The sequence below is a fragment of the Streptomyces sp. ISL-100 genome, from assembly GCF_018614615.1.
Classification (GTDB): domain Bacteria; phylum Actinomycetota; class Actinomycetes; order Streptomycetales; family Streptomycetaceae; genus Streptomyces.
Map to the genome: position 1 here is coordinate 32,077 of NZ_JAGGOK010000053.1, position 23,017 is coordinate 55,093.

25 protein-coding genes are annotated in these 23,017 nt (G+C 70.0%); 15 read left to right on the top strand and 10 right to left on the bottom strand.

Annotated features, from left to right (window positions below):
- The first annotated feature begins 49 nt into the window (after window positions 1-49).
- Entirely contained in the window at window positions 50-775 is a 726-nt protein-coding gene (locus tag J7E89_RS23555) for a substrate-binding domain-containing protein (protein ID WP_214976375.1), read from the top strand.
- 145 nt (window positions 776-920) lie between these two features.
- Here the strand turns inward: J7E89_RS23555 and J7E89_RS23560 are convergent, their stop codons facing one another.
- Window positions 921-1,958, bottom strand: coding sequence for a M4 family metallopeptidase (locus J7E89_RS23560; protein ID WP_214976376.1), 1,038 nt, complete (start codon window positions 1,956-1,958; stop codon window positions 921-923).
- Between the two features lie 106 nt (window positions 1,959-2,064).
- On the opposite strand from J7E89_RS23560, the gene J7E89_RS23565 reads away from it, so the two are divergent.
- The 12 genes from J7E89_RS23565 to J7E89_RS23615 all read left to right on the top strand — a co-directional run bounded on the left by J7E89_RS23565 (window position 2,065) and on the right by J7E89_RS23615 (window position 12,287).
- Entirely contained in the window at window positions 2,065-2,634 is a 570-nt protein-coding gene (locus tag J7E89_RS23565; protein WP_214976377.1) for a GNAT family N-acetyltransferase, read from the top strand.
- Window positions 2,635-2,744: 110 nt separating this feature from the next.
- A complete protein-coding gene (locus tag J7E89_RS42435; protein WP_355250053.1) occupies window positions 2,745-2,828 on the top strand; it encodes a putative leader peptide in 84 nt (27 codons plus the stop codon).
- A gap of 194 nt (window positions 2,829-3,022) precedes the next feature.
- Window positions 3,023-4,720 carry a nitrite/sulfite reductase gene (locus J7E89_RS23570; RefSeq protein WP_214976378.1) on the top strand — a complete coding sequence of 566 codons (1,698 nt, stop codon included), beginning with the start codon at window positions 3,023-3,025 and terminating at the stop codon, window positions 4,718-4,720.
- The gene (locus J7E89_RS23575) at window positions 4,717-4,896 is read left to right on the top strand and encodes a hypothetical protein (RefSeq protein ID WP_214976379.1); all 180 of its coding nucleotides are present in this window, start codon (window positions 4,717-4,719) and stop codon (window positions 4,894-4,896) included. The genes J7E89_RS23570 and J7E89_RS23575 overlap by 4 nt, the downstream gene beginning before the upstream one ends.
- Window positions 4,893-5,588 (top strand): phosphoadenylyl-sulfate reductase, encoded by a 696-nt coding sequence (locus tag J7E89_RS23580; protein WP_214976380.1) that lies wholly within the window; start codon window positions 4,893-4,895, stop codon window positions 5,586-5,588. Before J7E89_RS23575 ends, J7E89_RS23580 begins: the two co-directional genes overlap by 4 nt.
- The gene (gene cysC / locus J7E89_RS23585; RefSeq protein WP_214976381.1) at window positions 5,570-6,148 is read left to right on the top strand and encodes an adenylyl-sulfate kinase; all 579 of its coding nucleotides are present in this window, start codon (window positions 5,570-5,572) and stop codon (window positions 6,146-6,148) included. Before J7E89_RS23580 ends, cysC begins: the two co-directional genes overlap by 19 nt.
- On the top strand, window positions 6,148-7,086 hold the full coding sequence (gene cysD, locus J7E89_RS23590) for a sulfate adenylyltransferase subunit CysD (RefSeq protein ID WP_214976382.1): 939 nt from the start codon (window positions 6,148-6,150) through the stop codon (window positions 7,084-7,086). Before cysC ends, cysD begins: the two co-directional genes overlap by 1 nt.
- An 11-nt stretch (window positions 7,087-7,097) precedes the next feature.
- Window positions 7,098-8,426, top strand: a complete 1,329-nt coding sequence (locus J7E89_RS23595; protein WP_214976411.1) for a sulfate adenylyltransferase subunit 1 — start codon at window positions 7,098-7,100, stop codon at window positions 8,424-8,426.
- Window positions 8,427-8,647: 221 nt separating this feature from the next.
- Window positions 8,648-9,760, top strand: a complete 1,113-nt coding sequence (locus J7E89_RS23600) for an aliphatic sulfonate ABC transporter substrate-binding protein (RefSeq protein WP_214976383.1) — start codon at window positions 8,648-8,650, stop codon at window positions 9,758-9,760.
- Window positions 9,761-9,814: 54 nt separating this feature from the next.
- A complete protein-coding gene (locus J7E89_RS23605) occupies window positions 9,815-10,612 on the top strand; it encodes an ABC transporter ATP-binding protein (protein WP_214976384.1) in 798 nt (265 codons plus the stop codon).
- Window positions 10,599-11,495, top strand: coding sequence for an ABC transporter permease (locus J7E89_RS23610; RefSeq protein ID WP_214976385.1), 897 nt, complete (start codon window positions 10,599-10,601; stop codon window positions 11,493-11,495). The genes J7E89_RS23605 and J7E89_RS23610 overlap by 14 nt, the downstream gene beginning before the upstream one ends.
- 6 nt (window positions 11,496-11,501) lie before the next feature.
- Window positions 11,502-12,287, top strand: coding sequence for a sirohydrochlorin chelatase (locus J7E89_RS23615; RefSeq protein ID WP_214976386.1), 786 nt, complete (start codon window positions 11,502-11,504; stop codon window positions 12,285-12,287).
- Between the two features lie 218 nt (window positions 12,288-12,505).
- Here J7E89_RS23615 and J7E89_RS23620 read toward each other — a convergent pair whose 3' ends face one another.
- The gene (locus tag J7E89_RS23620) at window positions 12,506-13,510 is read right to left on the bottom strand and encodes a ketopantoate reductase family protein (RefSeq protein ID WP_214976387.1); all 1,005 of its coding nucleotides are present in this window, start codon (window positions 13,508-13,510) and stop codon (window positions 12,506-12,508) included.
- Window positions 13,511-13,570: 60 nt separating this feature from the next.
- Between J7E89_RS23620 and J7E89_RS23625 the strand changes: the two genes are divergently transcribed.
- A complete protein-coding gene (locus tag J7E89_RS23625; protein WP_214976388.1) occupies window positions 13,571-14,356 on the top strand; it encodes an aldo/keto reductase in 786 nt (261 codons plus the stop codon).
- Window positions 14,357-14,383: 27 nt separating this feature from the next.
- Here J7E89_RS23625 and J7E89_RS23630 read toward each other — a convergent pair whose 3' ends face one another.
- The 7 genes from J7E89_RS23630 to J7E89_RS23660 form a co-directional block, all read right to left on the bottom strand.
- Window positions 14,384-14,785, bottom strand: coding sequence for a DUF4440 domain-containing protein (locus J7E89_RS23630; RefSeq protein ID WP_214976389.1), 402 nt, complete (start codon window positions 14,783-14,785; stop codon window positions 14,384-14,386).
- Window positions 14,778-15,338 (bottom strand): DUF1697 domain-containing protein, encoded by a 561-nt coding sequence (locus tag J7E89_RS23635; RefSeq protein WP_214976390.1) that lies wholly within the window; start codon window positions 15,336-15,338, stop codon window positions 14,778-14,780. The genes J7E89_RS23630 and J7E89_RS23635 overlap by 8 nt, the downstream gene beginning before the upstream one ends.
- Before the next feature lie 77 nt (window positions 15,339-15,415).
- Window positions 15,416-16,615: a S8 family peptidase gene (locus tag J7E89_RS23640; protein WP_214976391.1), complete on the bottom strand. Its 1,200-nt coding sequence runs from the start codon at window positions 16,613-16,615 to the stop codon at window positions 15,416-15,418.
- Between the two features lie 278 nt (window positions 16,616-16,893).
- Window positions 16,894-18,096, bottom strand: a complete 1,203-nt coding sequence (mgt, locus tag J7E89_RS23645) for a macrolide-inactivating glycosyltransferase (protein WP_214976392.1) — start codon at window positions 18,094-18,096, stop codon at window positions 16,894-16,896.
- A gap of 91 nt (window positions 18,097-18,187) precedes the next feature.
- Entirely contained in the window at window positions 18,188-19,492 is a 1,305-nt protein-coding gene (locus J7E89_RS23650) for an ABC transporter substrate-binding protein (RefSeq protein WP_214976393.1), read from the bottom strand.
- Complete coding sequence (locus J7E89_RS23655; RefSeq protein WP_214976394.1) at window positions 19,492-20,331, bottom strand: carbohydrate ABC transporter permease; 840 nt, start codon at window positions 20,329-20,331, stop codon at window positions 19,492-19,494. Before J7E89_RS23655 ends, J7E89_RS23650 begins: the two co-directional genes overlap by 1 nt.
- Window positions 20,328-21,371, bottom strand: coding sequence for a carbohydrate ABC transporter permease (locus J7E89_RS23660; protein WP_251060977.1), 1,044 nt, complete (start codon window positions 21,369-21,371; stop codon window positions 20,328-20,330). Before J7E89_RS23660 ends, J7E89_RS23655 begins: the two co-directional genes overlap by 4 nt.
- On the opposite strand from J7E89_RS23660, the gene J7E89_RS23665 reads away from it, so the two are divergent.
- Window positions 21,370-22,233 (top strand): phosphotransferase enzyme family protein, encoded by an 864-nt coding sequence (locus J7E89_RS23665; RefSeq protein WP_214976396.1) that lies wholly within the window; start codon window positions 21,370-21,372, stop codon window positions 22,231-22,233. The genes J7E89_RS23660 and J7E89_RS23665 overlap by 2 nt on opposite strands.
- 28 nt (window positions 22,234-22,261) lie before the next feature.
- On the opposite strand, the gene J7E89_RS23670 is transcribed toward J7E89_RS23665, so the two are convergent.
- The gene (locus J7E89_RS23670; protein WP_214976397.1) at window positions 22,262-22,984 is read right to left on the bottom strand and encodes a 3'-5' exonuclease; all 723 of its coding nucleotides are present in this window, start codon (window positions 22,982-22,984) and stop codon (window positions 22,262-22,264) included.
- Between the last annotated feature and the right edge of the window lie 33 nt (window positions 22,985-23,017).

The following is a 23,017-nucleotide window of genomic DNA, read 5'->3' on the forward strand; positions in this document are numbered from 1 at the left end:
GCGTCCGACTCCCGGTGACGTCGTACGCGACCGGGGCCTGACCCTCCTCATGGGATCTTCCGGGGAACAGCAGCCGCTGGAGCACTCCCTGGTGACGACGTTCCTGGCGCGCCGCATCAGCGGCCTGCTGGTCGTTCCGGCGGCCGGGAGCGACCACCGTTACCTGCGCCGGGAGCGGGAGAGCGGGCTGCCGGTGGTCTTCCTCGACCGGCCGGCGACGGGGCTGGCGGCGGACGCGGTCGTCAGCGCGAATGAGGAAGGTGCGCGGATGGGCGTCGCGCACCTGGTCGCGCACGGCCATCGGCGGATCGCCTTCATCGGTGACCGTCCCCCGACCCTCTACACGCGCAAGATGCGGCTGCGGGGCTATCGGGCGGCGCTGGTGGAGGCGGGCCTGCCGTACGACCCCGCGCTCGTCGTCACGGCCCACGGCCCGCACGCGGCCGGGGTCGCCGTACGCCGCCTGCTCGCCCTCCCCGCTCCCCCGACCGCCGTGTTCGCGGCGAACAACTTCGCCTCGCTCGGGGTCGTCCCGGCGCTCGCCGAGGCCGGCCGGCGCGATGTCGCGCTGGTCGGCTTCGACGATCTGCCGCTGGCGGCGGTGCTGGAGCCGGGCCTGACGGTGGTCGCGCAGAACCCGGCGGCGATCGGCACGGCTGCGGCGGAGCAGGTGCTGGCCCGGCTGGGCGGCGACCGCTCGGGGGCGCGGACGCGGACGGTCCCGGTGACGCTGGTGACACGGGGATCGGGAGAACTGCCCCCGCCGACGGCCTGAGGTGGGTGGAGTGCCGCAAGCGGCAAAATCCAGCCCCTCCGGCGTTTGAGGAGCGGGGTCTGGGGCGGAGCCCCAGTTCAGGGAAGGGGCGGGTAGGGGAAAGCGCCGCAGGCACCGGCACCCCCCACCGCACCCCCACCCGCACCTAGACCCCCGGTATCTCCCGCGCCCGGAACGCGTCCCGCACCACGCCCGCCGCCTGCTCGCCGTACATCTTCCGCGCCGTCGCGACCGTCGTCAGGGCCGCGTCCGTGAAGCTCGTGTCCGGCGCGAAGCCGAACTGGGCGTTCACGATGATGCGGTCCGCCGTGCGCGCACCAAGCTCCGACCGGATGTCGAAGAGCGCGCGGGACCAGATCTGGCCGTCCGCGTGCACCTGCCCGACCCGGTCGCCGTAGACCTTGCTGCCGTCGATACGGCGCAGGCAGTGCGGGGTCGTCGAGGTGTACGACACCGCGTCCCAGTCCGCCACGCACGCCACGTCCGCCTTCAGCGGCCAGCCGTACTTCGCCGCCGCATGCGCGCCCACCGTCACCGCGAGGTAGTCACCGAACGCCTCGCCGATCGACCCGGCCTCCACCGACGTCCCGAAGCCCGGCACCTGCGCGTGGTGCACGGCGTGCCCGTACTCGTGCATGACCACCTCGGCGTCCTCGGCGTCGTCGACGCCGCCCTTGCCGAAGCGGATCTCCGCCTTCTTGTCCGTGAAGAAGGAGTTGTCCGAGCCCCACTGGTTGATACGGACCGGCTGAGCCCGGTCGTTCGCGCCGGGCAGCTCGCTGCCGAAGCCGAGTCCCTGGAGGTACTCCTGCGACTCATTGACCCAGAAGTAGGCCATGACCTGCTCGAACTGGTCGTCGTGGCGACCGTACGTACCCGCTTCCGCGATCTTCGCGGACGCGCCCGTATCCGATCTCACGTATGCCCACTTGCCGGACAGCCCACCGCTGCCGTCAAGGTTGCGCAGCGCGGCCGTGGCGTAGGCGGAGGAGGGGACAGCGTCGGCCGAGTCCTTCGCGTCGGTCAGGGACTGGTCGTTCGAGGACTGGACGGGGTTGACCATGAAGAGGCGTGCTTGCGGCCCGGCCGATGCCCCGGCGGGGGCGGTCAGGGTGGCCAGGGTGGCGAGAGCCGCGGTGAGGGTGGCCGCGGCGAGCAGGCCGCGGTGTGTGCGACGGGACATGGAACATCCTTCTGCCAAGGGATGCGGGGGGTGGCGTGGCGCGGGCGTGATCATCCCGTACGCGTCCGGCTTTGGCCAGGGCCCCGACACATGGTTCGCTTGCCGCATGCGCGCCATCACCGTGACCACCTGGTCGCTGGAACAGACCTCGCCCGACGACCTGCGCCCCTCCGCGGCGCCCCCGGGCGACATCCGGATCGTGCGGGCGGAGATCCCCTCCCCCGAGTTCAGCCGCTTCCTCTACACCGCGGTGGGCGGTGACATCCAGTGGACCGACCGGCTCGGGCTGACGTACGAGCAGTGGCAGGCGGCCCTGGACCGGCCCGGTGTCGAGACCTGGGTCGCGTACGCAAACGGCACTCCGGCGGGGTACGTGGAGCTGGACCCGCAGGACGAGGGCGTCGTGGAGATCATGTACTTCGGTCTGATCCCGGCCTTCCGGGGGCGGCGGATCGGCGGGCATCTCCTGTCGTACGGGGTCGCGCGCGCGTGGGATCTCGCCGAGCGGTGGCCCGGCCGACCCGAAACGAAGCGGGTGTGGCTGCATACGTGCAGCAAGGACGGGCCGCACGCCATGGACAATTACCTGCGCCGCGGGTTCCGGCTCTTCGAGACGAAGACCGCCGAGGAAGAGGACGTGGAGACGGCCGGACCGTGGGCCGGGCCGCACGCCTGACCTGTGTGACGAGAGTGACCGGCGACACAGCGTCTCGCGATTCGGGACAGAGTTGTCCACATTGTGGGCGGTGGTGGACTGGCCGGAGATCCCCATGACACGCTTCCGTCATGTCTTCAGCTGGAGTTGCCTTGGTGAGTCGGCGGCACGTCGACCTCGGCCGCATGTCCAGCGCCATCTGTCCGGTGGGCTGACAGCACAGCACCACCGAATTTATTAGCCGTCCCCGCCGTCGCGGACGAGCCGGCCACCCCGATACGCACGTGATCTCCGCTCACCCGGCGGAACACTCCGATCTGTCGTGTCCGACCGTCATTTTTGCTGGTCACAGGGGACGGCCGGCGCGATCCGCCACTCCTTGAGCCGCCAGAGAAGGACGAACACAACCATGGCCGCCACGCCGGAAAAGCCCGCTGCCGTCACGCCCCGCCGCAAGGCCGGACGCCACCGTGGCGAGGGTCAGTGGGCCGTAGGTCACTTCACCCCCCTCAATGGCAATGAGCAGTTCAAGAAGGACGACGACGGTCTCAATGTGCGGACACGCATTGAGACGATCTACTCCAAGCGGGGATTCGACTCGATCGACCCCAATGACCTCCGTGGCCGTATGCGTTGGTGGGGTCTTTACACCCAGCGCAAGCCCGGGATCGACGGCGGCAAGACCGCGATCCTGGAGCCGGAGGAGCTGGACGACGAGTACTTCATGCTGCGCGTGCGTATCGACGGCGGGCGGCTGACCACCGAGCAGCTGCGTGTCATCGGTGAGATCTCGCAGGAGTTCGCGCGCGGGACGGCCGACCTCACCGACCGGCAGAACGTCCAGTACCACTGGATCCGGATCGAGGACGTACCGGAGATCTGGCGCCGGCTCGAAGAGGTCGGGCTGTCCACGACCGAGGCCTGCGGTGACACGCCCCGCGTGATCCTCGGCTCGCCGGTCGCGGGCATCGCCGAGAACGAGATCATCGACGGCTCCCCCGCCATCGACGAGATCCAGCGCCGCTTCATCGGCAACCCGGACTTCTCGAACCTGCCCCGCAAGTTCAAGTCCGCGGTTTCCGGATCGCCGCAGCTCGACGTCGCGCACGAGATCAACGACATCGCCTTTGTCGGCGTCAACCACCCCGAGCACGGTCCCGGCTTCGACCTCTGGGTCGGCGGCGGGCTCTCCACCAACCCCAAGCTCGGTGTCCGCCTCGGCGCCTGGGTGCCGCTCGACGAGGTGCCGGACGTCTACGGCGGCGTCATCGGCATCTTCCGTGACTACGGCTACCGCCGCCTGCGCACCCGCGCCCGCCTGAAGTTCCTCGTCGCCGACTGGGGTCCGGAGAAGTTCCGCCAGATCCTGGAGGACGAGTACCTCAAGTACAAGCTCGTCGACGGCCCCGCGCCCGCTCAGCCCTCCGGCACCTGGCGCGACCACCTCGGCGTACACAAGCAGAAGGACGGCCGCTTCTACGTCGGCTTCGCCCCGCGCGTCGGCCGCGTGGACGGCGCCACGCTGACGAAGATCGCCGACCTGGCCGGAGCGCACGGGTCGGGCCGGCTCCGTACCACCGCCGAGCAGAAGATGATCGTCCTCGACGTCGAAGAGGCGCGGGTCGAGTCGCTCGTCGCCGGGCTTGAGGCGCTGGACCTGCGGGTCACGCCGTCGCCCTTCCGGCGCGGCACGATGGCCTGCACCGGCATCGAGTTCTGCAAGCTCGCCATCGTCGAGACGAAGGCGCGTGGCGCGTCGCTGATCGACGAGCTGGAGCGGCGCATCCCGGAGTTCGACGAGCCCATCACGATCAACATCAACGGCTGCCCGAACGCCTGCGCCCGTATCCAGGTGGCGGACATCGGTCTCAAGGGGCAGCTGGTCCTTGACGACGCCGGCAACCAGGTCGAGGGCTTCCAGGTGCACCTCGGCGGCGCGCTCGGCCTTGAGGCCGGTTTCGGCCGCAAGGTCCGTGGTCTCAAGGTCACCTCCGCCGAGCTGCCCGACTACGTCGAGCGCGTGCTGCTGCGCTTCCAGGAGCAGCGCGAAGACGGCGAGCGCTTCGCGACCTGGGCGGCGCGGGCGAGCGACGGAGACCTGTCATGAGCGAGCGCGCGGCGCCCTTCTACTGCCCGTACTGCGGCGACGAGGACCTGCGGCCCAACGAGACCGGTCACGGCGCGTGGGAATGCGCGGCATGCAACCGCGCCTTCCAGTTGAAGTTCCTCGGGCTCCTCGCCCGTGGGGCTGCGCGCAACGACGTTGGAGGGGACGAGATATGACTACGGTTCAGGAAGATCTCAAGTCACTGGCGGAAAAAGCCGGGCGGGACCTCGAAGAGGCCTCCGCCCTGGACATCCTCAAGTGGGCCGCCGACACCTTCGGTGACCGCTTCTGCGTGACCTCCTCCATGGAGGACGCGGTCGTCGCCCACCTCGCCTCCCGCGCCAAGCCCGGCGTGGACGTCGTCTTCCTCGACACCGGCTACCACTTCCCGGAGACCATCGGGACGCGGGACGCCGTCGAGGCCGTCATGGACGTCAACGTCATCACGCTTCTGCCCTGGCAGTCCGTCGAGGAGCAGGACGCCGAGTACGGGCCGAAGCTGCACGACCGCGACCCCGACCTGTGCTGCGCCCTGCGCAAGGTCAAGCCCCTCGAAGACGGGCTGAAGGGCTACCACGCCTGGGCGACCGGCCTGCGCCGCGACGAGTCCCCGACCCGGGCGAACACCCCGGTCGTCGGCTGGGACGAGAAGCGCCAGAAGGTCAAGATCTCGCCGATCGCCCGCTGGACGCAGGAGGACGTGGAGGCGTACGTCGCTGAGCACGGCGTCCTCACGAACCCGCTGCTGATGGACGGTTACGCGTCCGTGGGCTGCGCGCCCTGCACCCGCAGGGTCGAGGAGGGCGAGGACGCCCGCGCCGGCCGCTGGGCCGGGCGCAACAAGACGGAATGCGGGCTGCACGGCTGATGACGAGCAACGATCAGGAGAAAGACGTGACTGGGGCCACCATCTGGCTCACGGGTCTGCCGAGCGCCGGCAAGACCACCATCGCCTACGAGCTGGCGGGACGGCTGAAGGCCGAAGGCCGCCGTGTCCAGGTGCTGGACGGCGACGAGATCCGCGAGTTCCTCTCGGCGGGCCTCGGCTTCAGCCGCGAGGACCGGCACACCAACGTCCAGCGGATCGGTTACGTCGCCGAACTGCTCGCCCGTAACGGCGTGCTGGCCCTGGCACCCGTCATCGCGCCGTACGCCGACAGCCGCGAGGCCGTCCGGGGGCGCCACCAGAGCGAGGGCACCGCGTACCTGGAGGTGCACGTCGCCACGCCGGTGGACGTGTGCTCCGTACGCGATGTGAAGGGTCTGTACGCCAAGCAGGCGGCCGGCGAGGTTTCCGGGCTCACCGGGGTCGACGACCCCTACGAGGCTCCCGAGTCGCCCGACCTGCGGATCGAGTCGCACCAGCAGACCGTGCAGGAGTCCGCAGCGGCGCTGCACGCGCTGCTCACCGAAAGGGGCCTGGCCTGATGACGACCACCTCCGCAACCGTCAGCGAGGGTACGGACAGCCCGTACGCGCTCAGCCACCTGGACGCCCTGGAGTCCGAGGCCGTCCACATCTTCCGCGAGGTGGCGGGTGAGTTCGAGCGGCCGGTGATTCTCTTCTCCGGCGGCAAGGACTCGATCGTCATGCTGCACCTGGCGCTGAAGGCGTTCGCGCCCGCGCCGGTTCCTTTCACGCTGCTGCACGTCGACACCGGGCACAACTTCCCGGAGGTGCTGGAGTACCGCGACCGCACCGTCGCCGAGCACGGGCTGCGGCTGCACGTCGCGTCCGTACAGGAGTACATCGACGCCGGGAAGCTGCGCGAGCGGCCCGACGGCACGCGCAACCCGCTCCAGACCGTGCCGCTGACCGAGGCCATCCAGCAGCACCGCTTCGACGCGGTGTTCGGCGGCGGGCGGCGCGACGAGGAGAAGGCGCGCGCCAAGGAGCGGGTCTTTTCGCTGCGTGACGAGTTCTCGGCGTGGGACCCGCGCCGCCAGCGCCCCGAGCTGTGGCAGCTCTACAACGGCCGCCACGCGCCGGGTGAGCACGTGCGCGTGTTCCCGCTGTCCAACTGGACCGAGCTGGACGTGTGGCAGTACATCGCCCGCGAGAAGATCGAGCTCCCCGGCATCTACTACGCCCACGAGCGCGAGGTCTTCGCCCGCAACGGCATGTGGCTGACGGCGGGCGAGTGGGGCGGCCCGAAGGAGTCGGAGAAGGTCGAGACGCGGCTGATCCGCTACCGCACGGTCGGCGACATGTCCTGCACGGGCGCCGTCGACTCCGACGCCACGACGCTCGACGCCGTAATCGCCGAGATCGCCGCCTCCCGGCTCACCGAGCGGGGCGCGACGCGAGCCGACGACAAGATGTCCGAGGCCGCGATGGAAGACCGCAAGCGCGAGGGGTACTTCTAAACATGACTGCCATTACTGGGCTGACCGAGCAGTTGTCGGCCACCACCCTGCTGCGTTTCGCGACGGCCGGCTCCGTCGACGACGGCAAGTCCACCCTGGTGGGCCGGCTGCTGCACGACTCCAAGTCGATCCTCACCGACCAGCTGGAGGCCGTCGAGGCGGCGTCCCTCAAGCGTGGTCAGGAGGCGCCCGACCTGGCGCTGCTGACGGACGGCCTGCGCGCCGAGCGCGAGCAGGGCATCACCATCGACGTCGCGTACCGCTACTTCGCCACCACGCGTCGCCGGTTCATCCTGGCCGACACCCCCGGGCATGTGCAGTACACCCGGAACATGGTGACGGGCGCGTCGACCGCCGAGCTGGCCGTCGTGCTGGTCGACGCCCGTAACGGCGTCGTCGAGCAGACCCGCCGCCACGCGGCCGTCGCGGCGCTGCTGCGCGTTCCGCACGTCGTACTCGCCGTCAACAAGATGGACTTGGTGGAGTACGCCGAGCCGGTCTTCGCAGCCATCGCCGAGGAGTTCACGGCGTACGCCGCTTCGCTCGGTGTCCCGGAGATCACCGCCATCCCGATCTCGGCGCTGGCCGGTGACAACGTCGTGGAGCCGTCCGCGAACATGGACTGGTACGGCGGCCCGACGGTGCTGGAGCACCTGGAGACCGTCCCGGTCAGCCACGACCTGGCGAGCTGCAAGGCCCGCTTCCCCGTCCAGTACGTCATCCGCCCGCAGACCGCCGAGCACCCCGACTACCGGGGTTACGCCGGCCAGATCGCGTCCGGCGCGCTGCGCGTGGGCGAGGCCGTTACGGTCCTTCCGTCCGGTCGTACGTCGACGATCACGGGCATCGACGCGCTGGGCGAGGCGGTCGACATCGCCTGGGCGCCGCAGTCCGTGACGGTCACTCTCGCCGACGACCTGGACATCTCGCGCGGTGACCTGATCGCGCCGAGCGGTACCGCGCCGGCCACCACCCAGGACGTCGAGGCGACCGTCTGCCACGTGGCGGACCAGCCGCTCACCGTGGGCCAGCGGGTGCTGCTCAAGCACACCACCCGCACGGTCAAGGCGATCGTCAAGGAGATCCCGTCGCGGCTGACGCTGGACGACCTGTCTCAGCATCCGGACCCGGGTCAGCTCGTCGCCAACGACATCGGCCGGGTGAAGGTGCGTACGGCTGAGCCGCTCGCGCTCGACGCGTACCGCGACTCGCGCCGCACCGGATCGTTCCTGCTGATCGACCCGGCGGACGGTACGACGCTGGCGGCCGGCATGGCAGGCGACTCGTTCGCCGCCGAGGCCGTGCAGGCCGTGGCGGACGACGAGGGCTGGGACTTCTGATCATGACCGTTGATGTCTACGCGACGTTCGCGAAAGAGGGCGGCCGCATCGGCAGCGGCACCGTCGGCGCGGGCACGGGCGGAGTCGCGCGATGTGCCCGATGACGTACGCGCACCGCTTGCGCGCCCTGCCGCCGTACCGACGAAGACCTGCCGACTTCCCGGGCACACCCCGCTCCACGCGAGAGGTGTGACGCCGGGCCACCGAGAGGAACATCTCCCGTGCCAGCCCCACGTACCACCCTTCGCCGCAGCCTCGCCGCTGCCGCCGCCCTGCCGCTGCTGATCGGCGTGCTGGGCGCCTGCGGTTACGGCTCGCAGGCCGAGAAGGACGACAAGACCGCCCCTGTCGCCAAGGGCAAGCAGATCGACGGCGTCGACGAGGTACGGATTGGCTACTTCCCGAACGTCACGCACGCCACCGCCCTGGTCGGCCTCCAGAAGGGCCTGTTCCAGAAGGAACTCGGTGGCACGCAGGTCAAGGCACAGCCCTTCAACGCGGGCCCCTCGGCGATCGAGGCCCTCAACGCCGATGCCATCGACATCGGCTGGATCGGCCCCTCCCCCGCGATCAACGGCTTCACCAAGTCGGGCGGCCAGAACCTGAAGATCATCTCGGGCTCAGCCTCCGGCGGTGTCTCGCTCGTCGTCAACCCGAAGAAGATCAAGTCCCTGGACGACCTCAAGGGCAAGCGCATCGCGACCCCGCAGCTCGCCAACACCCAGGACGTGGCGCTGCTGAACTACCTGTCGGAGAAGGGCCTGAAGGTCGACGCCAACACCGGCAAGGGCGACGTCACCGTCGTCCGCCAGGACAACAAGGAGATTCCGGCCTCCTTCGAGTCCGGGGCGCTGGACGGTGCCTGGGTGCCGGAGCCCACCGCGTCCAAGCTGGTCGCCGGTGGCGGAAAGGTACTGCTCGACGAGAAGAAGCTGTGGAAGGACGGCAAGTTCGTCATCACGAACGTGATCGTCTCCCAGAAGTTCCTCAAGGAGCACCCGGATGTCGTCGAGGCGGTGCTGCGCGGCTCGGTGAAGAGCAATGCGTGGATCAAGGCCAACCCGGACGAGGCGAAGGCCACGGTCAACGCGAAGCTGAAGGCCGACTCCGGCAAGGAGTTGCCCCCCGAGGTGCTCGACCCGGCGTTCAAGAACGTCGAGACGACCAATGACCCGCTCGCGACGACGCTGCGGGACGAGGCCGACCACGCGGTCAAGGCCGGTCTTCTCAAGGACCCGCTGCTCGACGGCATCTACGACCTGACGCTCCTCAACAAGGTGCTGAAGGCCGAGAAGCAGCCGGCCGTCGAGGACGCCGGACTCGGCACCAAGTAACCGTCCTTTCCGCAGACCTTCCCGCAACCGGAACGCCCTCAGGAGGTGAGGCTCATGGCCACCACACTCGACGTCAAGCAGGCCGCCGCGCCCGTAGACACGGTGCCGTACGCCGCACGGATCGACCACGTGTCGAAGTCGTTCGGCCGGCCCGGCGCCCAGCAGCTCGTGCTGGACGACATCAGCATCGATGTCGCGCCCGGCGAGTTCGTGACCCTGCTGGGGGCTTCCGGCTGCGGCAAGTCGACGCTGCTCAACCTGGTCGCCGGACTCGACAAGCCCTCCGCGGGCGCCATCGACGTACCCGGTGGCCGGCCCGCCCTGATGTTCCAGGAGCACGCGCTGTTCCCGTGGCTGACGGCGGGGAAGAACATCGAACTCGCCCTCAAGATGCGGGGCATGGCGAAGCCCGAGCGGCGCGGAGAGGCCGAGCGGCTGCTCCAGCTCGTGCGTCTTGGCGGGGCGTACGGCAAGCGGGTACACGAACTGTCGGGCGGTATGCGCCAGCGCGTGGCCCTGGCGCGGGCGCTCGCGCAGGACAGCAAGCTGCTGCTGATGGACGAGCCGTTCGCGGCGCTGGACGCCATCACCCGCGACGTACTGCACGAGGAACTGACCCGCATCTGGTCCGAGACCAGCGTCTCGGTCCTCTTCGTCACCCACAACGTCCGCGAGGCCGTCCGCCTCGCCGAGCGCGTGGTGCTGCTGTCGTCCCGTCCCGGACGCATCGCGCGCGAGTGGAAGGTCGGCATCCCGCAGCCGCGCCGGATCGAGGATTCCGCGGTCGCCGACCTGTCCGTAGAGATCACTGAACAGCTGCGGGGGGAGATCCGCCGACATGGCCAGCACTGAAACCAGCCCGAATACCAGCCCGAAGAACGACCTCGCCGGTCTTGAAGCCGGCCTGGACGCACTGGAGACGAAGCACTCGGCGGAGCGGGTCGGCCTCGGGCGGATCCTGCTGTCCAAGGTGGTGCCGCCGCTGGTGGCCATCGCCCTGGTCATCACGCTGTGGCAGCTCGCGGCGGCCTCCGACCTCAAGCCGGACTACGTCCTGCCGAGCCCGGTGGACGTATGGCACTCCATCGAGAAGATGTGGCTCGAGGGCACCCTGCTCGGCTACATCTGGACCAGCGTTTCGCGCGGCGCCCTCGGCTTCGCGGTCTCGGTCGCCATCGGTACGCCGCTCGGGCTGCTCGTGGCCCGGGTGAAGGTGGTGCGAGCGGCGATCGGACCGATCCTGTCCGGGCTCCAGTCGCTGCCGTCGGTGGCCTGGGTGCCGGCCGCGATCATCTGGTTCGGACTGACCGACGCGACGATCTACGCGGTGGTGCTGCTGGGCGCCGTACCGTCCATCGCGAACGGTCTCGTCGCCGGTGTCGACCAGATCCCGCCGCTGTACCTGCGGGCGGGCCGCACCATCGGGGCGACCGGTATCAACGGCATACGGCATGTGCTGCTGCCGGCCGCGCTGCCCGGGTACCTGGCGGGGCTGAAGCAGGGGTGGGCGTTCTCGTGGCGCTCGCTGATGGCCGCCGAGCTGATCGCCAACTCGCCTGATCTCGGTACGGGTCTCGGACAGCTGATGGAGAACTTCCGTACCTTCAGCGACATGTCGGGCGTGCTGGCCACGATCATCCTGATCCTCGTTGTCGGCATCGGCATCGACCTGCTGTTCTTCTCCCCGCTGGAGCGCCGCGTGCTGCGCAGCCGTGGCCTCCTGACCAAGGGCTGATTCACCATGTTGTTGTCGTCCCGACGTCCGGTCCTTCTCGTCATAGCCCACGGCAGCCGCGATCCGCGGCACGCGGCGACCGTGAACGCGCTCGTGGCGCGCGTGCGGTCGCTGCGGCCCGGGCTGCGCGTGGAGACCGGCTTCCTGGACTTCAACGCCCCTGCGGTTCCTCAGGTGCTGGAGCGCCTCGCGTCGGAGGGCGTGGAGGACGTGGTGGCCCTCCCCCTCCTGCTGACCCGCGCCTTCCATGCGAAGGCCGACATCCCGGCCGTACTCCACGAGGCGTCGGCGCGGTTGCCGCGGCTGCGGATCCATCAGGCGGAGGTCCTGGGCCCGTCGCCGCTGCTGCTCGGTGCTTTGGAGCGGCGCCTGCACGAAGCCGGGCTCACGCCCGGTGACAAGAGCTCGACCGGGGTCGTCCTGGCCTCGGCGGGCTCCACAGACCCGGAGGCGATCGCAGTGATCGCTGAAATCGCGCGGGAGCTGCGGTACACCGGTTGGTGCGCCGTGCGGCCTGCGTTCGCCTCCGCTGTATCTGCCGGGGGCTATCCCCGCACGGAGGACGCAGTGCGGTCGTTGCGGACTGCCGCGGGGGTTCGGCGTGTCGCCGTCGCCCCGTACGTCATCGCCCCCGGCTTCCTGCCGGACCGGATCGCGCGGGGCGCGGGGGAATCCGGCGCGGAGGTGCTGGGGGAGGTGCTGGGCGCGTCGCCGGAGCTGGCGCGGCTGCTGCTGACGCGGTACGAGGAAGCACGGATGCCGGTGCGGCTGGCGGCGGCGGTCAGCGCGTAAGGGGCCGGTGCCCTGCGGGGCTGTTCCCCTACCCGCCCTTCCCGCTGCGACACTTTGCGGCTCCGCCGCGTGGGGGGCAAGCCCCAGCCCCCAGACCACACAGACGCCCTACGGGCGTGTACTCAAACGCCGGACGGGCTGGATTCGGCCGCACCATCCAGCCCCTCCGGCGTTTGAGGAGCGGGGCCTGGGGCGGAGCCGCAGGGTCGGGGAAAGAACTACCCCGCGTCCACCAGCGCCGTAAGTTCCGCGACCCCCATCGAGCCCGCCTCCCTCCGCTCCCGCGCGAACGTGTTCGCGACACGCTGCAACGCCTCGTTCACCGGCGTCGGAATGCCGTGCAGCCTGCCCAGCAGCACGATCTCCCCGTTCAAGTAGTCCGCTTCGATCGTGCCGGTCCCCCGGCTGAGGCTCTGCCAGGACGACCCGCCACCCCGCTCCGACCCGTCGAACGGTTCGAACGTGATCCGGCCGCCGCGCGCTTCGGCCTGTTCCGCCTGGGACGTGGCCTCGATGCCGGCGGCGGCCAGCGTGGCCTGTCCCTCAGCGAGGGCGCGCCGGAAGAGCGCCCTCGCCTCGTCGCTCACGATGAGCCCGGAGACGGCCTCGATCGAATTGGCCAGGTTGCTCAGCAGCTTGGCGTACTTCCACCGCATCACGTCCGGCACGACCGGTGCCAGGAACCGCGACTTCGCCAGGTCCGCGGCGATCCCCCGGGCAGTGTCGTCGACACCCGACGGGTAGCGGCCGACGTGCAGCATCCCGGACACCGGCGCGCCCGCGGCCGCCACGCAGCCCGGCTCCGTGTGCGTCGCGGGCAGCCAGACGCACATGCCGCAGACGTGGCGGAAGCGGCGCAGCGCCTGGCGTTCGCTCTCGACGCCGTTCTGCGCGCAGACCAGCGGGAGGAGTTCGCCCGCCGTGCCGCCCCCGGCCACCGGCCGCGCGCTCCACGTATCGAGTGCGGCCGTGCTGTCCTGGGTCTTGACGGACAGGAGCAGTACGTCGTCGGGGCGGAGGAACGGGCCGAGGTCGTCCGGGCTGCGGACCACCGGGAGTTGGTGAGTACGGGTGCCCTCAGGTGTCGTCAGGCGCAAACCCCTCTCGCGCAGGGCGTCGTAGTGCGCCCCGCGTGCGACGAGTACGACCTCGTGCCCGCCCTCTGCCAGCCGCCCGCCGATCGTGCCGCCGACGGCCCCTGCCCCGATGATGATGTAGCGCATGCGTGGGAGCCTCCCACACCCCGCCCCTTGTGTGCAGGGTGCACGGAGTAGCGTGCGTACATGATCTCGGACACTCTCACGATCGGTGGGGATCTTCCCGTACGTCGCCTCGGCTTCGGTACGGCCCAGCTGACCGGGCCCGGTTACTGGGGGCCGCGCGGCGAGCGTGCGGACGCGGTCGCGGTACTGCGGCGTGCGGTCGAGCGCGGTGTCACGCTCATCGACACTGCGGACAACTACGGCCCGGGGCTGGCGGAAGAGCTCGTCGCCGAGGCGCTTCACCCCTACCCCGACGGGCTGGTCGTCGCGACGAAGGGCGGGGTCGTCCGTACGAGCGCCGACGCCTGGCACATCGCGGGGCGGCCCGAGGACCTGCGGGCCATGTGCGACGCGAGCCTGCGGCGGCTGCGGGTGGAGACCATCGATCTGTATCAGCTGCACCGGCTCGATCCGGACGTACCGATGGCCGAACAGCTCGGCGCGCTCGACGAGCTGCGCGCGGCGGGCAAGATCCGGCACATCGGTCTGGACTGCGTCAGCGCCGGGCAGTTGTTGGAGGCGCTGGCGCTGACGGAGATCGCGTCCGTACAGAACCGCTTCAACCTGGTGGACCGGTCCTCCGAGGACGTTCTTGAGCTGTGCGAGGCGCGCGGGATCGCGTTTTTGCCCTGGTTCCCCCTGGGCAACGGGGAGTTGAACGGCCGTGGGCAGCTCGCGCTGGCCTGGCTGCTGCACCGCTCGCCCGTGCTGTGCCCGACGCCGGGCACGGGGTCGCTCGTACACCTGGAGGAGAACCTGGACGCGGCGGAGCTGCGGCTCAGCGCGCAGGAGATGGCGGAGCTGTGAGCGGAGCTGTCAGCAGTGTCGAGCGGGTCATGGCGCCTGCGGCGTGACTCCGGGGCCGGTGCCCTCTTCTTCCTCTTCGTACGGCGTGCCCTGGTGGAAGTAGAGCAGCCAGCCCCGGTCCGTCAGGCGCCACAGCGAACTGCGGTGGGCGCGGCGGCCCTTGCTCTCGGTGTCGAAAGTCAGCTGGACCAGGTCCTCCGCGAGCCGTACGCCCGTCATCCGCGTGGTGGTGATCGGGCGGGCCTTCGGGGCGGACTCGTCGGTGAGGGCCGCGATGATCGAGTCCCGGTCCCAGCGCCGGCCCGACGCGCCGAACTCCCGGAACTCGGGATGGAGGAGCGCGGCGAGGAGCTCGGGGCTGTTGCGGACGGCCGGGTCGAGCAGGCGCAGTTCGTTCTCGATGGCCGCTTCGACGGCGTCGTCAGTCACGGGTCATCTCCACGAGTTTGGTGACCGTGTTCCAGTTGCGGGTGGTCCCGGTGACCCTCTTGAGGAGGGCCGGTCGCGCGAGCACCTCGGCGAGCTTGGAGCGGCCGAGGCCGTCCGGTACGTAGAGGTAGAGAGCGCGGTCACCGAGGCGGAATTCCTCGGGCAGGTACGCCGCCGGGTCGATGGACGCGAACCGGTCGGGGCCGACGAGCCGCGAGAAGTAGGTGACGTGTAGCTGCTTCGCCTCCAGCTCGGCGGCCGGGAAGGGGCAGGCGTCGGCGACGGCCTTCAGATAGGCGCCGCTGCGGACCAGGCAGTCGACGGTGAACCCGAAGTGGGTCTCGATGGCCTGTTCCAGGGCCGCGGCGAGTGCGTCCTCGGCTGCGGCCGATGCGTCCACGTCGGTGGTGAAGACGGCGTTGCCGCTCTGGAGGTACGTACGGACATCCCGGTGGCCCAGTTCCGTCAGCAGTGCCCGGAGCTCCGCCATGGGCACCTTCTTGTGCCCGCTCACATTGATTCCGCGCAGGAGGGCGGCGTACGTCGTGGTCATGCGCCAAACGATAGGCGGCCGCCGCACCCCGTGGGGGAGGGCACGGCGACCGCCCGTTCAGTGCTGAGCGCGTGTTCTTACTCGACGACCTTCAGCAGCTTGTTCGGGGTGCCCTGGCTCGGGTTGCTGATCTTGTCGGGGGTGGCCCCGCCGGTCAGCGCCGTCGCGACGGCCTCCGGGGTGGCGTCCTGGTGGCCCGCCAGGTAGACCGCGGCGGCGCCCACCACGTGCGGGGCCGCCATGGACGTACCGGAGATGGTCTTCGTGCCGTCGTCGCTGTCGTTCCAGGAGGAGGTGATGTCGGAGCCGGGCGCGTAGATGTCCACGACCGCGCCGAAGTTGGAGAAGTCGGACTGCGCGTCCTCCTTTGTGCTGGAGGCGACAGTGATGGCCTCCTTCACCCGGGCCGGGGAGCCCTGGCCGGCGTCGCTCGACTCGTTGCCCGCCGCGACGCCGTAGGTGACGCCGGAGGCGATGGACTTGCGTACGGCCTCGTCGAGGGCCTCGTCCGCGCCGCCGCCGAGGCTCATGTTGGCGACGGACGGGCCCTGGTGGTTCTTGGTGACCCAGTCGATGCCGGCGACGACGCCCTCGGTGGTGCCGGAGCCGTTGTCGTCGAGGACGCGGACCGCGACGATCTTCGCCTTCTTGGCGACACCGTGCGCGGCGCCCGCGATGGTTCCGGCGACGTGCGTGCCGTGGCCGTTGCCGTCGTCGGCGGAGTCGTCGTTGTCGACGGCGTCGAAGCCGTGGGCGGCGCGGCCCTCGAACTCCTTGTGCGAGATGCGGACACCAGTGTCGATGACGTACGCCGTGACGCCCTCGCCCGCGCTGTCCGGGTACGTGTACTTGCTGTCGCCGGCGGTGTCGGCCTGGTCGACGCGGTCGATGCCCCAGGACGGCGGGTTGTCCTGCGTGGCGTTGATCGAGAACTTCTTGTTCTGGACGACCTTGGCGACGGACGGGTCGGCGGCGAGGCGCTTGGCCTCGGTCTCGGAGAGTCCGCTGGCGGAGAAGCCGTTGATGGCGGAGCTGTAGTTGCGCTGCAGCTTGCCGCCGTACTCCCTGGCCAGGTCCTGCTTGTCGGCCTTCTCGTCCAGCATCACGATGTAGCTGCCGGCGACGGCGCCCTTGGCGTCGGCTCCGTACACGTGGCCCTCGGCGACGGGAGCGGCTCCCGCGAAGGAGGAATTGAGTACGGTCACGCCGGCCGCGGCCGCTACGGCGGTTATCGCCGCGGTGAGCTTCAGGCGGCTGGAACGCTTATGAATTGCCATGAAGAGGGGTCTCCTCGTCAAAATGTGGGGGGATTTGCCTCCGGACCGGAAATTCTCCGGGGCTGCTCGAAACCCTGACCGATTGACGCGCTCAGATCAAGACCTTCATGCGCCTGTTACTTACTCAACAAGGGTTCGTAATAAAAAATGGGTCAGCGCACGCCAAGTCGGACAGGGGCCTCAACTCCCATTGCCCGCCGCCGGGTCGCCGTCGCCGAGGGCGACCCACCAGTGCCCGTCGTCCTTGACGAGAAGGAATCAAGGAGACGGCGCTCCGGTCACCGGGTGGGCAGTTCGGCCTCGATGAGGTCGGCCGCCTGCGCAGTGCCGCCCTCGGACGCCATGGCGCGGCGGATGCCCTCGGCCCTGCGGGCCACCTCGGGATCTTCGACAAGGCCGAGGACGGCGGCGCGCAGCGCGTCGGCGGTGGCGGCCTCGGTGTCGATCCTGCGGGCGACGCCGAGCGAGACGAGCATGTCGGCGTTGCCGAACTGGTCGACGGCCTGCGGGACGGCGACCATCGGCGTACCGGTGGCGAGACCCTCCTGGCTGCCGCCGGCGCCCGCGTGCGTGATGAAGGCGTCGGCCTGTTTGAGGACGGCCAGCTGCGGCACCCAGTCGCGGACCTCGATGTTGGCAGGCACCTCGCCGAGCTCGGACTCGTCCACGAACTTGCCGATCTGGAGCACCACATGCCAGCCGGGCAGGTCACCGAAGGCCTTGACGCACTCCCGGTAGAAGGCCGGCAGCTTGGTGAACGTCGAACCCAGCGACACCAGCAGCACCTTGTCCGCGCCGGCCGGGCGCTGCCATTCGCCCTGGTCCTCGCGGTCGCCCTGGCAGGCACCGACGAAGGAGTAGACGGACTCGTCCACGCGGTCGGCGTTCGGCTGGAGGACCTTGGGGATCAGGACGATGCTGCGGCGCGGGCGGCCCGCGAAGCGGTCGGGGTCGAGGTCGGGCATCCCGTTCTCGTCGAGCCAGGCGCGAAAGCGCGCGAAGTACGCCCGGCCGCGCCCGGACTGCTTGAGCTCGGCGAACATCGGCCCGGCTACCTCCTCCTCGTACCCCTCCCAAGCGACGAGATTCGGGGAGAGCGAGACGGCGGGCACGCCCCAGCGGTGGGCGAGGACGGGCGCCGGGTAGGCGGTGATGTCGTGGATGACGAGGTCCGGTTCGTCACCCTCGAATGCCTCGACGAGCTGCGGCAGGACCTGGATCGCGTCGTTGAGGAATGGCTCGATGTTGTCGATCAGCTCCGTGCCCCAGTCCTCCGGGTTGTCCCCGGTGGGAAGCGTCGAGGTGTAGACGACCGGGTCGGCGCCGGTGACGGCGACCTTCTCGGCGAAGGAGGCGGGGATCGCGTACGAGACGCGGTGTCCCCGGGCGACGAGCTCCCGGATCACCTCGATGCTCGGGTTCACGTGCCCGGGGGCGGCGATGGAGAACATGGCGATGTGGGCACGCTTGCGTGAAGTCATACCGGGACACTAAACGAGACGAGACGTCTCGTGCAACATGAATGTGGCAGCGCGACCGGCTTCCGCCGCCCCACCGACTCGGCGACGCGACTCAGCGCTGGTAGCGGGCCAGCACCAGGTTTCCGTCCTCGACCAGGCGTTTCTCCAGCTCGTCGGCGTCGATCGCACCGCTGTAGTACTCCTGGTAGGCGGGAGTCGCCACCTTGTCCTTCCACTCGGGATAGCCGCGCACGGACTGGGCAGGGGCCGACACCAGGTGCTCGGCGAGTGCGGCGCCTGTCGCCCAGCCGTCCTTCTCGGCGCGCAGAGCCGGGTCCTTCAGGGCACCGTTGCCGGTCGGGAGCATCCAGTCGCCCTTGGCGAGGCGGGCCATGTTGGCGGGCTGAAGAAAGAAGTCGATGAACTCCATCGCCTCCTTCTTGTACGGGCTCTCCTCGGCGATCGAAAGCGTCTGGGGACTCACTCCCTGGGCGGGGCCCTCGGCGCCGGCCGGGGCCGGCAGCACCTTCCACTCGAAGCCCTCGGGTGCCTGCTGGGCGATCTGCTGCCGGTAGGAGAAACCGAGCGGCACCATGGCGTACTTGCCGCCGAAGAAGCCGGGCAGGGTGTCGGAGCCGCCCATGCCGAGGGTGGCCGCCGATGCGCTCTTGTCGGTGTTGACCTGGTCGTGGACGGTGCCGGGGACCACGGCGTCGCCCTCGGTGAAGCGCACTTCGGCCTTGCCGTCGGCGTCGCGGTGGAAGAGCTGCCCGCCCGCCGAGAGCCCCAGGTTGAGGGTGGCGGAGACGGGGTCTTTGAGGGGCCAGGCGACGCCGAACCTCTTGCCGTCGCCGCTGCTGAGTTTCTTGGTGATACGGCGGAACTCCGGCCAGCTCCACGGCTTTTCGGCAGTCGGGATGCGTACGCCCGACTCCTTGAGGATCTTCTCGTTGGCGATCAGGACCCTCGGCTCCTGGAGGAACGGCACGCCGTACACGCCGTCGCCGAACGTCGTCGTGTCCCAGCTGCGCTGCGGGATGTCGCTCCTGAGCCGGGCGGGCAGCAGCTCGCGCAGGTCGGTGAGGTAGCCGCCGTACGCGAAGTCGGCCAGATCGTCGGAGGCGTCGTGGATGATGTCCGGCGCCTCGCCGCCCTCGAAGGACGTCAGCAGCTGGTCGTGGACGCTGTCCCAACTGCCCTGGACGTACTCGACCCGTACGTCGGGGTGTTCGGCGTTCCACTCGTCGACGAGCTCCTTGTTGGCGTCGACGGACTCCTTCTGCCAGGCCAGGGACTGGAAGCGGAGTGTGACCTTCCCATCGGCGTCCCGGTCGCCGCCGCCGTTGTCCGAGCAGCCGGTGAGGAGCAGCGAGGCGAGCGCTGTGGCCGCGATCGCGAGCTTGGTGATACGTCGCATCACGCTTTCACCGCCCCGGCCATCATGCCGCCCGTGATCCGCCGCTGGATGAGCGCGAAGACGACGAGGGAGGGGAGCGTGGCGAGGAACGCGGCGGCGGCGAGCGGGCCGAGGTCGGCCACGCCTTCCGCTCCGAGGAAGTGGGTGAGCACGACCGGCAACGTCTGCTTCTCCGGGGTCTTGAGGAGGACGAGCGCGAAGAAGAACTCGTTCCATGCGGTGATGAACGCGAACAGCGCGGTGGCGACGATGCCGGGGGCCAGCAGCGGGGCGGTGACCGAGACGAGCGTACGGAGCCTGCTCGCGCCGTCGACCGCGGCGGCCTCCTCCAGCTCCCGTGGTACGGCCCTGACGTAACCGACCAGCATCCACAGCGCGAAGGGCAGGGACCACACGACGTACACCATGATCAGGCCCACCAGGGAGTTGATCAGGTGGAGGTTCTTGAGGATGAGGAAGAGCGGGATGATCACCAGGACGAACGGGAACGCCTGGCTGACCACGACCCATCCGGTGGCGGCGGCGGAGAGTTTGTTGCGGTGGCGGGCCATGACGTAGGCCATCGGGGTCGCGATGACGACCGCGATCAGGGATGCCGAGAACGCGGCGGTCAGGCTGTTGAGCGCGGCTTCCAGCAGGGGCTGTTCGTCGAAGGCCTGGCGGAAGTTGTCGAGGGTCGGGTTGTCCGGGATCCAGGTGGGGTGCAGGGAGCCGAGCTCGCGCGGCGGCTTGAAGGCCGTCGAGATCAGCCAGAGGAAGGGGAAGGCGAGAAAGACCAGGTAGCACAGGAGCGCGAGGTACTGGCCGGTGCGCGCGGACCTGCTGGTGGGGAGCGTCACTGGTCGTCGCCTCCCTTCAGGCGGCCCACGAGGTAGAAGGCGAGCATTACCGAGATCACGGCGACCATGACGCAGCCCATGGCGGCGGCGTAACCGAACTGGCCGTAGCGGAAGGCCTGTTCGTAAGCGAAGAGCATGGGGAGGCGGGTGCGGCCGCCGGGGCCGCCGTTGGTCAGGACGTAGACCAGGGCGAAGGAGTTGAAGTTCCAGATGAAATTGAGCGCCGTGATGGCGAGGGCGACCGGCTTGATGGCGGGCCAGGTGACGGTACGGAAGCGGCGCCAGGCGCCGGCGCCGTCGAGGGCGGCCGCCTCGTGCAGCTCGTGCGGGGTGTTCTGGAGGCCGGCGAGCAGGGCGACCGTGGTCTGGGGCATGCCCGCCCAGATGCCGACGAGGATGACGGCGGGCAGGGCGGTGGCGAGGCCGGTCAGCCAGTCGCCGCCGCCGCCCAGGCCCAGATCGCGGATGGTCTCGTTCAGGATCCCGGCATCGGGGTTGTAGACGAGGCGCCACATGATGCCGACGACCACTTCGGGCATGGCCCAGGGGATGATCGCGAGCGCCCTGGCCAGCCAGCGGAAGCGGAGGTTCTGGTTGAGCAGGAGGGCGAGGCCGAGCGCCAGCAGGAACTGCGGCACGGTCACCCCGACCGCCCACAGCAGGCCGATGCGGAACGAGTCCCAGAACAGCGTGTCGTGCAGCAGGTCCTGGAAGTTCAGCAGCCCGATCCACTGGGTGGGTGTGGTGCGGCCCGACTGGGAGTCGGTGAAGGCGAGGGCTGTGCCGTAGAGCAGCGGGCCCACGCTGAGGATCAGGATCGGGATCAGCGCGGGCAGCACCAGGAACCAGGCGCCGTGGTCCGCACCATTGCGGGAACTTCTGCCGGACCGCGCCTTTGCGGTCTCTAATGTCACAGATTCCACTCCTTCGGGTGGCTCGGCGGATCTGACTGCCCAGCCGCCCCGGCGGCCCCCGTCATCGTGCTGACGGGCCGTCGGTTCGTCAACCCCACCTGCGGGAATGCGAGAATCTGTGCTCATGGACGAGACACGAGCACGCGAGATTCTGGCCACCGCCGGACTCCCCGCCTCCCCCTGGGACGCGATGCTGCTGGCGCTGGGCGAGAACGCGGTGTTCGGGGCCGGCGACCTCGTGGTCAAGATCGGCCGCCGCGACCCGGAGCTGGTGGCGCGGGCCCAGCGCGAACTCGCCGTCGCGGCCTGGCTGGCCTCTTCGGGCGTCCCCGCCGTACGGGCCGCCGAGCCGAAGCCCCGCGTGGTGGACGGCCACCCGGTGAGCGTGTGGCACCGGCTGCCCGAGGCTGTACGTCCCGCGGGCGCCCAGGACCTGGCGGAGCTGCTGCGCCTCGTTCACGCCCTGCCCGCCCCCTCGTTCCCCCTCCCCCGGCGAGAACTGCTCGGCGGGGTCGAGCGGTGGCTGCGGCTCGCGGGCGACGCGATCGACCCGGCCGACGCGGCGTATCTGCGTGAGCGGCGCGACGGCTTCGCCGCCGCGGCGGCCACGCTCACCCCGCACCTCCCGCAGGGTCCGATCCACGGCGACGCGCTGCCTCGCAACGTCCACGTCGGCCCCGAAGGCCCGGTCCTGGTCGACCTGGAGACCTTCGCCGCGGACTTCCGCGAGCACGACCTGGTGGTGATGGCCCTCTCCCGCGACCGCTACGGCCTGGCCGCCGAGGCGTACGACGCGTTCACCTCGGCGTACGGCTGGGACGTACGCGAATGGTCCGGTTGCGCGGTGCTGCGCGGCGCCCGCGAGACTGCCAGCTGCGCCTGGGTGGCGCAGCACGCCCCGTCCAACCCGGCGGCGCTGGCCGAGTTCCTCCGACGGGTGGCGTCCCTGCGCGACGGCGACCCGGCTGTCCGCTGGTACCCGTTCTGAGGAGCGGCCGCCGGGCGGCGGCAGGGCCTCAGAGCGCTGCCGGGGTCAGCTCGCGCAGCGGCCAGCGCGGATCGATGACCGCGTCCGGGGTGCCCTTTTTGCGGAGGAATTCCTGGAAGTTGGCGGCCCAGTCGGCGTACCACTGGATCTGCTTGTCGTGCAGGTCGCCAGGGGTGAGCGCCGCGATCGACGGGTGGCGTTCGGCTATCGCGCGGGCGACCCTGACCGCGGCGAGGGCGTCGGCCGAGGCTTCGTGGGCCCCGTCCAGGACCACGCCGTACTCGACGCAGACCGCTTCCAGCGTCCGCTTGCCCCTGCGGTAGCGGTCGACGGCGCGGTCGATCGTGTACGGATCGATGACCGGGCCGATGCCCGCGCCGTCGCGCCGCTCGCTCAGCGACGGCAGCCCGTGCCTGCTCAACTCGGCCGCGAGCAGGGTCAGGTCGAAGGCCGCGTTGTACGCGACGACGGGCACCCCCCGCTCCCAGTAGCCGGTGAGCGTCTGAGCGATCTCTTCGACGACCTCGCGGGCGGGCCTGCCCTCCGCACCGGCCCGCTCGCTGCTGATGCCGTGAATCGCCGACGCCTGCGCCGGAATGCGGATGCCCGGGTCTGCCAGCCAGTCACGCTGCCGGACCACTGCGCCGTCCTTCACGCCGACGATCGACGCCGTGACGATCCGGGACTCCAGCGGCTCCGTGCCGGTCGTCTCCAGGTCGAATCCGACCAGCGGTTCCCCGTGCCATCCCATCCTGGGACCTCCTTCGTGATGCTCCCCCGGAAG

What these genes read in the sequence shown, in the direction of transcription:
- J7E89_RS23620 (WP_214976387.1), bottom strand. Translation starts at nt 13,510, where the DNA reads ATGCGCTACATCATCATCGGGGCAGGGGCCGTCGGCGGCACGATCGGC.
- J7E89_RS23650 (WP_214976393.1), bottom strand. Translation starts at nt 19,492, where the DNA reads ATGCGACGTATCACCAAGCTCGCGATCGCGGCCACAGCGCTCGCCTCG.
- J7E89_RS23660 (WP_251060977.1), bottom strand. Translation starts at nt 21,371, where the DNA reads ATGAGCACAGATTCTCGCATTCCCGCAGGTGGGGTTGACGAACCGACG.
- J7E89_RS23665 (WP_214976396.1), top strand. Translation starts at nt 21,370, where the DNA reads ATGGACGAGACACGAGCACGCGAGATTCTGGCCACCGCCGGACTCCCC.
- cysD (WP_214976382.1), top strand. Translation starts at nt 6,148, where the DNA reads ATGACGACCACCTCCGCAACCGTCAGCGAGGGTACGGACAGCCCGTAC.
- J7E89_RS23640 (WP_214976391.1), bottom strand. Translation starts at nt 16,615, where the DNA reads ATGGCAATTCATAAGCGTTCCAGCCGCCTGAAGCTCACCGCGGCGATA.
- J7E89_RS42435 (WP_355250053.1), top strand. Translation starts at nt 2,745, where the DNA reads ATGTCTTCAGCTGGAGTTGCCTTGGTGAGTCGGCGGCACGTCGACCTC.
- J7E89_RS23565 (WP_214976377.1), top strand. Translation starts at nt 2,065, where the DNA reads ATGCGCGCCATCACCGTGACCACCTGGTCGCTGGAACAGACCTCGCCC.
- J7E89_RS23560 (WP_214976376.1), bottom strand. Translation starts at nt 1,958, where the DNA reads ATGTCCCGTCGCACACACCGCGGCCTGCTCGCCGCGGCCACCCTCACC.
- J7E89_RS23615 (WP_214976386.1), top strand. Translation starts at nt 11,502, where the DNA reads ATGTTGTTGTCGTCCCGACGTCCGGTCCTTCTCGTCATAGCCCACGGC.
- mgt (WP_214976392.1), bottom strand. Translation starts at nt 18,096, where the DNA reads ATGACTTCACGCAAGCGTGCCCACATCGCCATGTTCTCCATCGCCGCC.
- J7E89_RS23635 (WP_214976390.1), bottom strand. Translation starts at nt 15,338, where the DNA reads ATGACCACGACGTACGCCGCCCTCCTGCGCGGAATCAATGTGAGCGGG.
- J7E89_RS23580 (WP_214976380.1), top strand. Translation starts at nt 4,893, where the DNA reads ATGACTACGGTTCAGGAAGATCTCAAGTCACTGGCGGAAAAAGCCGGG.
- J7E89_RS23625 (WP_214976388.1), top strand. Translation starts at nt 13,571, where the DNA reads ATGATCTCGGACACTCTCACGATCGGTGGGGATCTTCCCGTACGTCGC.
- J7E89_RS23605 (WP_214976384.1), top strand. Translation starts at nt 9,815, where the DNA reads ATGGCCACCACACTCGACGTCAAGCAGGCCGCCGCGCCCGTAGACACG.
- J7E89_RS23570 (WP_214976378.1), top strand. Translation starts at nt 3,023, where the DNA reads ATGGCCGCCACGCCGGAAAAGCCCGCTGCCGTCACGCCCCGCCGCAAG.
- J7E89_RS23555 (WP_214976375.1), top strand. Translation starts at nt 50, where the DNA reads ATGGGATCTTCCGGGGAACAGCAGCCGCTGGAGCACTCCCTGGTGACG.
- J7E89_RS23575 (WP_214976379.1), top strand. Translation starts at nt 4,717, where the DNA reads ATGAGCGAGCGCGCGGCGCCCTTCTACTGCCCGTACTGCGGCGACGAG.
- cysC (WP_214976381.1), top strand. Translation starts at nt 5,570, where the DNA reads ATGCGGGCTGCACGGCTGATGACGAGCAACGATCAGGAGAAAGACGTG.
- J7E89_RS23670 (WP_214976397.1), bottom strand. Translation starts at nt 22,984, where the DNA reads ATGGGATGGCACGGGGAACCGCTGGTCGGATTCGACCTGGAGACGACC.
- J7E89_RS23610 (WP_214976385.1), top strand. Translation starts at nt 10,599, where the DNA reads ATGGCCAGCACTGAAACCAGCCCGAATACCAGCCCGAAGAACGACCTC.